This is a genomic window from Hymenobacter canadensis (assembly GCF_027359925.1).
GTDB lineage: Bacteria > Bacteroidota > Bacteroidia > Cytophagales > Hymenobacteraceae > Hymenobacter > Hymenobacter canadensis.
The window spans coordinates 3,919,822-3,931,939 of the sequence record NZ_CP114767.1 but is presented as its reverse complement, the minus strand read 5'-3'; the positions used below and the strand labels follow the sequence as shown (position 1 = coordinate 3,931,939).

Sequence of the window (12,118 nt, the reverse complement as noted above, 5' to 3'; positions counted from 1 at the left end):
GGGGCAAAATGCTTATTTCGCCGTTTCACCCGGTTTTGAAAACGGGCGCAAGTTACTCAGAACGGCCCAGACTTCAAATCCGGCAAAGAGAAAATACAGGACAAAGAAACTTCCCACGAACGCCCATTGCCCGTTGCCTTCGCGGCTGCCCCCCGTAAGCAGGTACGCCAGCACTAGGCCAGCCGACAGCAGCATGCGCGCTACCATCGACCCGAAATACGCCCCCATGAAGTGGTCGGGATTGGCCCGGACCAGCCGCGCCGTAAACCAGTAAATAAGGGCCGTGAGTGCCGCGAAAAAACCCAGCAGATACGGCGCCAGCGGATGCACGACGGCAGTGCCGTAGCGGGCATTCAGCAGGTAGAGCGTGCCGTAGAGCAGCAAAACCAGCAGGAGCAGCAGGCGGAAAAAGCGGAGCAACGCGGCAGGATTTAGAGGATGGGGCCGCAAAGGTACGGCGCCCGCGGCTACCAACCACGCATTCAGCGTATTTTCGCTGCCGGCCGGACCGCGCACCCGCGGGCCGCTACTTCTCCGATACCTCCCGGATGACCAGGTACATGGCGACAAACACACCGAACAGGGTGAGCCCCACCGTACCCCACGGCTCACTGCCGTAGCGCCCATCCAGCCAGACGCCCAGCCAGGTACACAGGCCGATGGTGGCCAGCATCTGAAAGCCGACGCCCATAAAACGGGCAAAATTGCCCCCGGGGGGCATGGGAGGAGTGGGAGTATCGGGCATGACGGGGCGGGTTGGGAGTGGCGAAGGTAACCGAATACGGGCTGGAACGGGTGTACGCAAACCGCTCCTTCGGCAGATACCGGCGCGGCTGGGAAAAAGGCGTAATTTTACCCAACGTGCGTCGTTATGACCCCTGCGTTGCGCCAAAGCTGAACATTCCGGCCGGTTTTGCGCGTTGGCGTATTCGTAAGCTATGCTCCCGACATCTGTGTTGACTTCTTCTCCGGTTTTTCGTCTGTTTTCCGGCTCTGTGGCCGCTTTGGTGGTAGTAGCAGGCGCGGGGGGCTGCGCTTCTGAGCGGCGCGGCGTAGTAGGCCACGCCTACGACAACGTGGTGGCGCGCGACAATGGCTACTTCCTGGCCCGCGAGAAAATGCGCGAAACCGAGGCCAAGCTGTATACGGCCCGCCTGAACGACTACAACCGCGTGCTGCCGCTGTTCCCGACCATGGACGAGGCCGCCGCCAAGGCCATTACGGCCGATATGGACGAGGTAGTGAAGAAGGCCTCGCTGCCGATTCAGTACCGCTCGGCTTCCGACTGGACCGACGACGCCTACATCCTCATCGGCAAGAGCCGCTTCTATAAGATGGAGTATGAGGATGCAGCCAAGACGTTTAAATACGTCAACAGCATCAGCAAAGACGCCGATGCCAAGCACGAGGCCCTGATCTGGCTGATGCGCACGTTTGTGGCCACCAAAGAGCTGGAAAACGCCAAAGCTGTGTCGGATCTGCTGGACAAGGAGGAAGGCCGTGAGGCCAACGCCAAGGAGCTGTTTCTGACCCGCGCCGACTACTATCTGAAGATCGGGGAGCCGGCGAAGGCCATCGAGAACCTGGAAAAGGCCATCCCACTGGTAGAGCCGAAGAATGAACGGTCGCGCACGCGCTACATCCTGGCGCAGCTCTACCAAGAGCAGGGCGACGACAAGAAGGCCTACGCCGAGCTCAACCAGATTCTGAAGAAGAACCCACCCTACGAGCTGGATTTCTTTGCTAAGCTGATGCTGGGGCAGGTTTCGGACCTCAACAACAATGACAAGGCCCGGCTGGACAAGTATTTCGCCAAGCTGCTCAAGGACTCCAAAAACAAGGAGTACCGCGACAAAATCTACTATGAGATGGCGCGGCTCGACTACCGGCAGAAGCGCTACCCCGAGGCGCTGGGGCTGCTGCAGAAGTCGGCGCGGGCTGCCACCAGCAACCAGGCCCAGAAGTCGTACACCTACCTGCTGGCCGGCCGCATCTACTACGAGAATCTGCAGAAGTATCGCTTGGCCGCCGCCTACTACGACAGCACCGTGCAGAATCTGCCCAAAGAGGCTATCGGCTACGCAGCCACGGCCGAGCGGGCGGCCATCCTGAAGGATTTTGCCACCCAGTACACCATCATTGAAACCCAGGACAGCTTGCAGGCCCTGGCCCGGCTGGATACCACGGCCCTGCGCACCCGCCTCGTGGCCTACGCCGATGCCGAGCTGACCGCCCGCCGCAAGGCGGCCGAAGCCGCCGCGGCCCGGCAGGAGTTGGCCAGCCGGCGCCAGACGGCCACCGGCCCCAGCTCCTCCCGCGACCTGCAGACCGGCCTCGACCCGGCCGACTTTATAGAAGGCAGCACCGGGGCCAAATGGTATTTCGACAACCCCACAGCCCTGAGCACGGCCCGCGCCGACTTTATCCGGAAGTGGGGCGACCGGCCGCTGCAGGACAACTGGCGCTTCGTGAGCGTGGCCAGCTCGTCGCCGGTGGCGGCGCGCAACGGCGGCGCGCCCGTAAACACGGTAGGCGCCGGCAGCACCAACGTTACGGCCGGCGCCACGACAGCGCTGGGCAGAGCCGCCATAACCGACGACCCCGAAGCGCAGCAACGGGCGCTGGTGGCGCAGTATCGGCAGAATATTCCGCTCACGAGTGAGCAATTGAAGACGTCCAACAACCAGGTGGAAGAAGCGCTGTTTGCGCTGGGCGGCATCTACAACCAGCAGCTGCGCGAGCCGGCGCCGGCCGCACAGACCTACGAGAAGCTGATAGAGCGCTACGCGGCCAGCAAGCACCTGCCCGAGACGTACTACAGCCTGTACCTGATTTATAAGGAGCAGAATGAGCTGGCCAAGGCCGAAGTATATGCGCAACGGCTGCGCCAGGACTTCCCGACCTCAGCCTACGCGCGGCTGGCGGCTGACCCAGAATACCTGCGTCGCACCTCCCTCGTGAACGGGCAGGTGGCGGTGAAGGTGGATTCGGCATTTGCGTTGTATAAGGAGCAGGAATTCAAAAAGTCGTCGTCGGTGCTGGCGCGCACCAGCAAGCAGTTCCCGGAGTCGGACCTCAACGACCGGATAGCCTACCTGCGCGCCCTGATTGCGCTGCGCACCCAGCCGCCGCTGGTGGCCCGGGCCACGCTGGAGAAGTTCACCACCGACTACGCGTCGTCGCCGCTGGCTACCGAGGCGCGCACGCTGCTGGGCTCCTACAAGAAGTATGAGGCGGGGGAGATTGTCGGCGCACTAGCCTCCACGCAGAAACCTGACATTTCTATGTTCCGGCCCGGCGAGGTAAACAACCGCATGCGCATTCTGTACGGCGAAAACGAAACGCCGGCCCCGCGCCCGGCTACCGTGCCCGTGCCGGCCGCCAAGCAGCCTGCATCGGCAGTACCAACGCCCAAGACAACGCCAGCAGCTGGCTCTACCCCCGCAATACCAGCGCCTGCCACCACCACGCCCGCTACGCCAACTCCGGTTCCGACGGATTCGGCGGCGGCCACCAAGCCGGCAGCACCGGCCATGGACCCGGCCAAGGCGGCGCGCATGGCCGCGGCGCAGGCGCGGGCCCGCGGCAAGAAAGTCCCGAAGGCCGTCCCAGCTACTACCACAGCGCCGGCTGCGGCCCCCTCTCCTACTCCAGCGACGCCCACTACCAACGCTCCGGCTTCCCCGACGCCTGCTTCTACCGCTCCGGCAACTTCAGCTGTGCCTGCTCCTGCCACTCCGGCTCCAGCAGCGCCAACTCCGGCGGCGCCAGTTTCGCCGTACTCGGCCAATGCCGCCGCCGGCCATGCGGTGGTGCTGGTGTTCCCGAAGGGAGCCGCCGCGCTGAAAGACCTGCAAGCCCAGCTCAGCACCTACAACGGCCGCTTCTACCGCGCCAACAACCTGCAGGTGCAGCAGCAGCCCCTCGGCGATTCGCTGGAGCTGGTGGTGGTGCAGGACCTGGTGGGCGCCAAAGTGGCGCAGAGCTACGGCCTGAAGCTGCGCGGACCCCAGTCGCCGCTCAGTAAGCTGCGTGGCGCGGGTTACCAAACCCTCATCATTGGTATTGATAACCTGCCGCTGCTGCTTCAGCGCCGCGACGTAGAAGAATATCAGCGCTTCTACCAGCAGACGTACCGTTAACTTCAATTAAAAATTAAGAATTGAGAATTAAAAGTTGATCGTTGGCACTACTCATTTGCGCTCAGCCCCAGGTTTTGATTCTTCATTTTTAATTCTTAATTCTTAATTCAAAAAATGGCTTACCCCGCCACCAAGACCAAAACTACCTCCCGCAAACCTCAACACCCGGGCCGGTTTACGGGTCTGGCCCGCACCATGTGGCTGCTGTTTGGCGCCGGCGTGGTGGGCATGCTGCTGTTCGTTTTTGCCGTCAGCATCAACTTCCTGAACCTGTTCGGGCAGATGCCGAACCTGAAGACGCTGGAGAGCCCGCGCAGTGAGCTGGCCTCGGAAGTGTATTCGGCCGACGGTGTGCTGATGGGCAAGTATTTCCGCGAGAACCGTACGCCCGTCAGCTACGAAGAGCTGGCCCAGACCACGATTGATGCCCTGATTGCCACCGAGGATGCTCGCTTCGAGGAGCATTCCGGCATCGACCCCAAGGCCCTGGCGCGCGTAGCATCAGGAGTGGTGCGGGGCGGCAAGAACGGCGGCGGCTCCACGCTCAGCCAGCAGCTGGCCAAGATGCTGTTCCGCACCCGCGAAGACCTCAACAACGGCCGCCTCAACGAAGCCCCACTGCTGGGCATGGTCATCACCAAAACCAAGGAATGGATTCTGGCCGTGCGCCTGGAGCGCAACTACACCAAGCGCGAAATTCTGCGCATGTACCTTAACACCGCCGATTTTGGCTCCAATGCCTTCGGCATCAACGTGGCGGCCAAAACCTTCTTCAACAAGAAGCCGCGGGTGCTCACGCTCGAGGAGTCGGCGTTGCTGGTGGGCCTCGTGAACGGGCCGTCGTGGTTCAATCCGGTGCGCAACCCGGAGCGCTCCAAGAAGCGCCGCGACTGGGTGTTGAGCCAGATGAGCAAGTATCAGTACATCGACGAGCCGACCTATGCCGCGACCATTCTGAAGCCCATCAAGTTGGACTACAAGGTGGAAAACCAGAACGAGGGTATTGCGCCCTACTTCCGCACCGAGCTCAGCAAAACCCTGCGCGACTGGGCCAAGGAAACCGACCACGACCTATATTCCGACGGCCTGAAAATCTACACCACGATTGACTCGCGGATGCAGAAATATGCCGAGTCGGCCGTGGCCGAGCACATGAAGCTGCAGCAGAAGTGGTTCGACGCGCATTGGAAAGGCCAGCAGCCCTGGCGCGACGAAAACGGCCGCCTCATTGCGAACTTCCTGAGTACGTCCATCAAGCGCACCGCCCGCTACCAGTCGCTCAACGCCCGCTTTGAGGGTAACAAGGACTCCATCAAGTACCATCTCAACAAGAAGTACAAGATGAAGGTGTTTACCTGGAAGGGCGGCGAAAAAGAGGTGAATATGTCGCCGATGGATTCGCTGGCCTACTACAAGCGCCTGCTGCACGCCGGCTTCATGGCCATGAACCCGCTCAACGGCCAAGTGAAGGCCTGGGTGGGCGGCATCAACTACAAATACATCAAGTACGACCACGTGAAGCAGGGCAAGCGCCAGCCGGGCTCCACGTTCAAGCCGTTCGTGTACGTGGCCGCCATCGACCAGGGCTACTCGCCCTGCTACCAGCGCCCCGACGTGGCCACCACCTTCCCCGCCGAGCGCGGCCGGCCGGCCTACACGCCCCGCAACTTCGAGGGTTCCTTCTCGGGACGCACCTTCACGCTGCGGCAGGCGCTGGCCCGCTCCATGAACTCCATCACGGCGTGGCTAGTGCAGAAGCTGGGCCCCGACGTGGTGGCTAGCTACGCCAAGCGCATGGGCATCACCTCCCCCATCGACGCCGTGCCGGCCATCGGCTTCGGCTCCTCCGACGTGAGCATCTACGAGCTGACCGGCGCCTACAGCACCTTCGTCAACAGAGGCGTCTGGACCGCACCGATGATGGTGACGCGCATCGAGGACAAAAACGGCAACGTGCTGCGCGAATTTGTGCCGCAAGTCCGGGAAGTGCTCAAAGAGGAAACCGCCTATCTGATGACCTACATGCTGCGCGGTGCCACCGAAGAGCAGGGCGGCACCAGCATTATTCTGAAAGGCGGCTTTAAGTTTCCGTATGAGATGGGCGCCAAAACCGGCACCACCAACAACTACTCCGACGGCTGGTTTATGGGCCTCACGCCCGACCTGGTGTGCGGCATGTGGGTGGGCGGCGAAGACCGCAGCATCCACTTCCGCACCGGGGCCTATGGGCAGGGGTCGCGCTTGGCGCTGCCGCTCTACGGCACCTTCATGAAGAAAGTGTATGCCGACAAAAGCATTGGCATCAACACCGGCCCGTTCCCCAAGCCCAGCAAGCCGCTGGACGTCGAAATCGACTGCTCGCGCTACTACAACGGCGCCACCCAGCGCGACACCATCCCCTACGACCAGAAGCTCAACCAGGTAGAGCTGGAAGACCTCAGCGAGGAGGATATCTAAATCACAGGTGTTGCAGATTAGGTTGATTACGCAGATTTTTCACAAACCTGACCGGATAAACCGGTCAGGTTTTTTGTTGTGTTTAATGCGCTGCTACTTGCAGGGTGAAGCGCACTGCCTCGCTGCCGTATGTTTCCGTACGTATAACGCCCCTGCTGACCGAGCACAGAAATCAGCGAAATCACGTCAATCAGCGCAAATCAGCGATTCATGGCTGCCAAAGAACATCTACAGGAACAGATCCGCCAACTCCCGCACCGCCCGGGGGTGTATAAGTATTTCGGTGATGAGGAGACTATCATCTACGTGGGCAAGGCCATCGACCTGCGCAAGCGCGTCAGCAGCTACTTCACCAAGCAGGACCACAACAAGAAGACTCAGCAACTGGTCAAGAATATCAAGCGCATCGAATTCACCATCGTGGATTCTGAGTCCGACGCGTTTCTGCTGGAAAACAACCTCATCAAGCAGCACCAGCCCAAGTATAACATCCTGCTCAAAGACGGCAAGACGTATCCGTACCTGCTGCTGACCAACGAACGATTTCCGCGCCTGATTCCGACCCGCAACAAGCGCCCCGGCGACGGCCGCTACTACGGGCCCTATGCCAACGTGACGGGCATGAACCTGCTGCTGGAGCTCATCAAGGCGCTATACCCGCTACGGACCTGCACCTACAACCTCTCGCCCGAAAACGTGGCGGCCGGCAAGTTCAAGCCCTGCCTGGAGTTCCACCTCGGCAACTGCAAAGCGCCCTGCGTGGCCAAGGAAGACGAGGAAACCTATAACGGCTACATTCAGCAGATCCGCCAGATTCTCAACGGCGACCTGCGCCTGCCCAAGCAGTACTTCCGCGACAAGATGACCCAGGCGGCGCAGGAGATGCAGTACGAGCTGGCCCACCAGTTCAAAATCAAGCTCGACCGCCTCGACGAATTCCAGTCGAAAAGCACCATCGTCAATGCGTCGCTGTCCAACATCGACGTGTTCAGCATTGCGTCCACCGAGAAGCTGGCCTTTATCAACTACCTCAAGGTGATGAACGGCTCCATCATCCTGACCCAGTCGGTGGAAGTGCATAAGAAGCTCGACGAGCCCGACGACGAAATCCTGGCTCCCATGATTATGCAGATGCGGGAGGAGTTCGAGAGCCAGAGCAAGGAAATCTTGACCAACGTGCCGCTGCCGGCCCTTCCGCTGCCGGGCGTCGTCATTGCTCAGCCCCAGATCGGCGACAAACGCAAGCTCTTGGAGCTCAGCATCAAGAACGTGCTGTACCTGCGCAAGGAGAAGGAAAGCATGAACGACCGGAGCAAGGACCTCAACGAGGTGCGCATCATGGAAACCATCAAGAAGGATTTGCGCCTTACGGAGCTGCCCAAGCACATCGAATGCTTCGACAACTCCAACTTCCAGGGTGACAACCCGGTGGCCGCCATGGTGTGTTTCCGCAACGCTAAGCCCAGCAAGAAAGACTACCGCCACTACCACATCAAAACCGTTATCGGCCCCAACGACTTCGACTCCATGTACGAAGTGGTGTCGCGCCGCTACCGCCGCCTCGTAGACGAAGGCGCCAGCCTCCCCCAGCTGGTTATCGTGGACGGTGGCAAAGGTCAGCTCAGCATGGCCGTGAAAGCGCTGAAAGACCTGAACCTATGGGGCCAGATGGCCGTCATCGGCATTGCCAAGCGCCTGGAGGAAATCTACGTTCCCAACGACCCGCTGCCGCTCTACATCGACAAGAAAAGCGAATCCCTGCGCCTGTTCCAGCGCATGCGCGACGAAGTACACCGCTTCGGTATCACCTTCCACCGTAGCCGCCGCGACGCCGCCACGCTCAAAACTGAGCTGACCGACGTAAAAGGCCTTGGCCCCATCACGGCCGATAAGCTCCTGACCAAGTTCAAGTCGGTCAAGAAAATTCGGGAACTGACCGAAGCCGAGCTAATAGCTGAAGTAGGCAAAGCCAAAGCCCGCATCCTGCTCACGTACTTCAGCGAGCAGGAAACATCCGCCACCAGCGCCCCGGAATAGCCGCCGCGCACGAATGCCACGCAGCCTTCAGTATACAAAGCAAAAGCCCCAACCAGCTAACTGGTTGGGGCTTTTTGGTATAAAGCGGAATCGATTACAAAATCCGTGTAATCCGCGAGAAATCCGTGCTAATCCGTGATCCTAGAAGGACCACAGATTGTACTCGTACTCGATGAGGTCGGAAGCAGCCTGCTGCGAAGCAAGAATGCCCTGCTGCTGGCCACCGTAGATTTCATCCAGGCGAGAATCGTTCGGGTTCGATACCTTCACGATGTAGGAGTTAAACAACCACAGTTCGAAAGCGTCAGCGAGGTTCTTGTGCTGGGCATCGTTCTGCGAGTTAAACCAGATGGCTTTGTCCGGATTGTTGCGGAACACCTTCACCAAGTCGCTGTACTTGAACGTGCCAATGGGCTTTTCGATACCCGAAGCATTAGAGCTCAGCGTGGAAGGCACCAACAGCGTGATGGTTTTGATATCGTGATACATCCGCGACCGTTTCTTGTCGAAGATCATATCCTCCTTCAGTTCCATCTGATACAACTCCTTGTAGCGGTAGGCGTAGCTTGGCGCCGCTGCAGGCTTCTTAGGCGCGGCAGCTTTGGCACCTTTCTTTTTCGGAGCAGCACCCCAATCATCACCCGTATCCTCGGAGAAGCCAGCTGCGCGCTCTTCGTCGCTCAGACCTGCATTCGACTCGGCGTACGACATATTGGACGTTACCTCATTGCCGGTGAAGGTAGTGGTCAGCGAGTCGTTGCGGTAGGCAACCAACTCACCACGCTTCACAGCTTCAATGATAACGCGGCTGATTTCCTTGCCTTCCGAGAACATGGGTTTGTTCTGCTTCTCACGCAGATCCACGGCCCGCCAGATAGTCTTGCGGAACATGATATCCGAGTTCGGAATCGGGCGGTACGAGCCATTGCTGCTCGCGGTAGTGGCTTGTTCCTGAGCCGAGGCAGCCCCCGAAAGGGTCAGGCCGGCAGCCAGGACAGCGAAAGAGAGAACCTTGTTCATAATGCGTGAAAGCGAATCAACCCTTTTTAGTTCACCAACTACAGCTTACAGCAACGGCACGTTGAACTGCTTCGTCACGTTTACCTGCTCCGTGTTGCCTTGGAAGTTCATGCGCTGAACTTCTTTTACTTCGATGTACAGACGGTCACCCTCGCGGGCCTGGTCTACCACTCGGCTCAGATCGGCATTCGGACCGCTAACCGGAATCATCGGCATAGCCGGACGCTTGCCACGTACCAACGTCACTTCGTAGCGCGACACGCGGAAACGAGCGTCGTCGGGCAGGAACGTAGCAAAGCCAGCATCAGGAACCGCCTTGAGGTTCATATTGCGTACCGCCGTGATAGGCGTGCCTTGCTTTTCGTTGGCCGGACGGCCACCAACCCAGCACTGAATCTCTGGCTTAGGAATCGGACGAACCTGGAAGGTCTGTGAACCGATAGGGTTGCCACCGCTGCTAACGCTCAAGGTTACCTCTTTAGCATTCGGCACTAGCGTTACTTCGCCTTTAGCCGAACCAGCGATAGTAGATGCTCCCGAAGCCGAGAAGCTAGGGGCATACTGCGCGCCCAGAGCCGGAACCTGTACGCTCAGTTTGTTGCCGCACCGGAAATACAACGCCTGCACCGAAGCCGACTGAATCTGCATAACAGGCTTGGTAACGGTGTAAGGCACGGTTACTTTGAAGGTAGTGTCGCGGCCATTCTGCTTGAAGCGAATGGTACCAGTCCACTGTGCTTTGGCATTGCCGGCAGCATCAAATGAGCCTGGGCGGGCCGTGAATTCCACTTTGCCTTTGCCCGTAGAGCCGTCAACCGAAAGCGGCGAACCGTTCAGCGTCATGGTAGGGCGCAGGCCCGTGGCCGAAGCCGTCAGGAACAGTTCTGCTTTGTACTTGGTACCAGCAGCTACCGTGTTCGACTCAGCCGAGGCGAAAGCGCCTACTTTGTCGAATACGATGATGTTGCCACCCACTTTGGCCGATTGCGCAGCCAAAGCATCCGATTCGTACTTCAGTACTTCGGTTTCTTTCTGCGACAACGTAGCCAAAGCCGCCACCAGCGGCGTGTTTTCGAAGTTCAGTTCGGCGAAGTTCTTGGAGCGCTGCTCTGGGTCCGTCACCATCTTGTCGTCCTTGGCATCCAATGCCAGCGGTTCGGCACCCGGTACAAACGATTTGATGTAAGAAGAATACTCGTTGAGTTTATTCTTCATTTCATACGCGGCACCGTCTTTTTTGCCGCCGAGCATGGTGATGGCCACCTTGTCTTCGGCGCTCATGTTTTTGTACTCGTTCTTGCCTTTGGTGTTCTCCGTGGCCGTTACGAGTTTGTCGCGTACACCGCGCAGATAATCAATCATCTGCTTGGTGCGCTCCCGAATTTCTTCGCTCTGCTTCAGAACGGCAACGTCGGCGGCAGTATTGCGGTTTTTTTCAACCTGCGCTGCAATGCCTTTAACTGTGCCATCATTGGACTTCGATACCTTTTCGTTGATACCGAAAAGGCTGTCATCCAAAAATTTGAACTTGAGCAGAATTGCTGAGTTTACTTGAAGGGCCAGAAGTGCAGTCAGTACCAAGTACATCATGCCAATCATCTTCTGCCGTGGAGTTTCTTTACCTCCCGCCATCGTGTCTGCCTATCTATATGTAAGGGTGGGACCGAAATTTTCCTTGCGCAGCGCCAGCCTTAGCTGGTGGCACGCATGGCGTTCAGCATGTTGCCATACACCCGGTTGAGCGAGTTCAGGTTGCCGGTGAGAGCTGCCACTTCGTCTTTGAATTTCTCGGTGTCTTTGCCAGCTTCGGTCATGTTCTGCATGGCCTGGCTTAGCGTGCCATAGAACTGGTTCATGGACTTGAGGTGCGTGTTGGCATCCTGCAATTCCATCTCGTACACTGCGTTCAACGCGCCCAAGTTCTTGGTTACGTTCTGCACCTGTACGTGATACTCCTTGGCATCTTTGGTTGCATCAGCCATTGCGCCCATGGCCTGAGCCGTGTTGGAGTAAGCTTCATTGATGCGCTCCAGCGACGTAGCAGCGCTACGTACTTTAGCGGTATACTCGTCGGTGGCGCTGGTAGCGTCGCCAAGCGTCGAGAGTTGCTGAGTGGTGGTGCTCAGGCGATTCAGGCCCTGGCCCAGGGAGGAAATAGCCTCGGGCGTTACGTTGGCATCCTTCAGCATGTCATCAAGCTTGCGCGTGAGGCCTTTGCTGTTGTTCTCTTCTACGAAACGATTGCTGTTGGTCGAAGGGTCGTAGCCTTCCGAAAGCTCTGGATATACCAAAGACCAGTCGTGCTCCTTGGATTGTGGCTGAAATGCGCTCAGAAAGAAGATAACGGCTTCGGTACCGAGGCCAACGATTAGCATAATGTCAGCTCCTTTCCAGTGCTGAATTTTAAACAGTGCTCCAATGATTACGACTGCGGCACCGATGCCGTAAATCTTGGGCATAAG

General features: G+C 58.6%; 8 protein-coding genes. 3 read left to right on the top strand and 5 right to left on the bottom strand.

All coding sequences use genetic code 11. From position 1 onward, the window contains the following. Positions 1 to 12 precede the first annotated feature (12 nt). Together O3303_RS16825 and O3303_RS16820 are read right to left on the bottom strand one after the other, a co-directional pair. Positions 13 to 384, bottom strand: coding sequence for a hypothetical protein (locus O3303_RS16825; protein ID WP_269559537.1), 372 nt, complete (start codon positions 382 to 384; stop codon positions 13 to 15). Positions 385 to 526: 142 nt separating this feature from the next. Then, on the bottom strand, positions 527 to 745 hold the full coding sequence (locus O3303_RS16820; protein WP_197062960.1) for an AtpZ/AtpI family protein: 219 nt from the start codon (positions 743 to 745) through the stop codon (positions 527 to 529). 208 nt (positions 746 to 953) lie between these two features. Between O3303_RS16820 and porW the strand changes: the two genes are divergently transcribed. The 3 genes from porW to uvrC all read left to right on the top strand — a co-directional run bounded on the left by porW (position 954) and on the right by uvrC (position 8,636). Beyond that, positions 954 to 4,142 (top strand): type IX secretion system periplasmic lipoprotein PorW/SprE, encoded by a 3,189-nt coding sequence (porW, locus tag O3303_RS16815; protein ID WP_269559536.1) that lies wholly within the window; start codon positions 954 to 956, stop codon positions 4,140 to 4,142. A 114-nt stretch (positions 4,143 to 4,256) separates the two neighbouring features. Beyond that, the gene (locus O3303_RS16810; protein ID WP_350356588.1) at positions 4,257 to 6,599 is read left to right on the top strand and encodes a penicillin-binding protein 1A; all 2,343 of its coding nucleotides are present in this window, start codon (positions 4,257 to 4,259) and stop codon (positions 6,597 to 6,599) included. 210 nt (positions 6,600 to 6,809) lie between these two features. Beyond that, complete coding sequence (gene uvrC, locus O3303_RS16805) at positions 6,810 to 8,636, top strand: excinuclease ABC subunit UvrC (protein ID WP_269559535.1); 1,827 nt, start codon at positions 6,810 to 6,812, stop codon at positions 8,634 to 8,636. A gap of 141 nt (positions 8,637 to 8,777) precedes the next feature. On the opposite strand, the gene porN is transcribed toward uvrC, so the two are convergent. From porN to porL, 3 genes are all read right to left on the bottom strand, one after another. Then, complete coding sequence (gene porN, locus O3303_RS16800) at positions 8,778 to 9,656, bottom strand: type IX secretion system ring subunit PorN/GldN (RefSeq protein ID WP_269559534.1); 879 nt, start codon at positions 9,654 to 9,656, stop codon at positions 8,778 to 8,780. Between the two features lie 45 nt (positions 9,657 to 9,701). Continuing rightward, the gene (gene porM, locus O3303_RS16795; RefSeq protein WP_269561926.1) at positions 9,702 to 11,243 is read right to left on the bottom strand and encodes a type IX secretion system motor protein PorM/GldM; all 1,542 of its coding nucleotides are present in this window, start codon (positions 11,241 to 11,243) and stop codon (positions 9,702 to 9,704) included. 104 nt (positions 11,244 to 11,347) lie between these two features. Continuing rightward, complete coding sequence (gene porL, locus O3303_RS16790; RefSeq protein WP_269559533.1) at positions 11,348 to 12,115, bottom strand: type IX secretion system motor protein PorL/GldL; 768 nt, start codon at positions 12,113 to 12,115, stop codon at positions 11,348 to 11,350. Between the last annotated feature and the right edge of the window lie 3 nt (positions 12,116 to 12,118).

What these genes read in the sequence shown, in the direction of transcription:
- uvrC (WP_269559535.1), top strand. Translation starts at nt 6,810, where the DNA reads ATGGCTGCCAAAGAACATCTACAGGAACAGATCCGCCAACTCCCGCAC.
- porL (WP_269559533.1), bottom strand. Translation starts at nt 12,115, where the DNA reads ATGCCCAAGATTTACGGCATCGGTGCCGCAGTCGTAATCATTGGAGCA.
- O3303_RS16820 (WP_197062960.1), bottom strand. Translation starts at nt 745, where the DNA reads ATGCCCGATACTCCCACTCCTCCCATGCCCCCCGGGGGCAATTTTGCC.
- porM (WP_269561926.1), bottom strand. Translation starts at nt 11,243, where the DNA reads ATGTACTTGGTACTGACTGCACTTCTGGCCCTTCAAGTAAACTCAGCA.
- porN (WP_269559534.1), bottom strand. Translation starts at nt 9,656, where the DNA reads ATGAACAAGGTTCTCTCTTTCGCTGTCCTGGCTGCCGGCCTGACCCTT.
- O3303_RS16810 (WP_350356588.1), top strand. Translation starts at nt 4,257, where the DNA reads ATGGCTTACCCCGCCACCAAGACCAAAACTACCTCCCGCAAACCTCAA.